Below are 277 nucleotides of genomic sequence, written 5' to 3' on the forward strand. Positions count from 1 at the left end.
GACCGGCAGTGACCATGATGGAGATCGAGGCCGGCGGCATTAAGGTGCGTGTGCTGCGCGGCGCCGACGGCGCGACGGTGGCGGCGATCGTGCGGGCGCTGAAGGCGACGTCATGATCATCCCGCCAGGCCCGCTGCGGGTCCTGGTCGCCACCAAGCCGGTCGACTTCCGCAAAGGGATGGACGGCTTGGCGGCGTTAGTAAAGGAGCAGCTGGGCACCGATCCGTTCAGCGGCGAGATCTACGTGTTCCGGGCTAAGCGGGCGGACCGGGTGAAG

Annotated in this window: 1 protein-coding gene; it reads left to right on the forward strand. The window is 67.9% G+C overall.

Annotated elements, in window-relative coordinates:
• Positions 1 to 112: 112 nt before the first annotated feature.
• Positions 113 to 277 (forward strand): IS66 family insertion sequence element accessory protein TnpB (gene tnpB / locus ACT6UX_RS30315; protein WP_444778852.1); only part of this gene is annotated, 165 nt, incomplete at its 3' end.

This window comes from Reyranella sp., from assembly GCF_052439685.1.
Taxonomy (GTDB): Bacteria; Pseudomonadota; Alphaproteobacteria; order Reyranellales; family Reyranellaceae; genus Reyranella.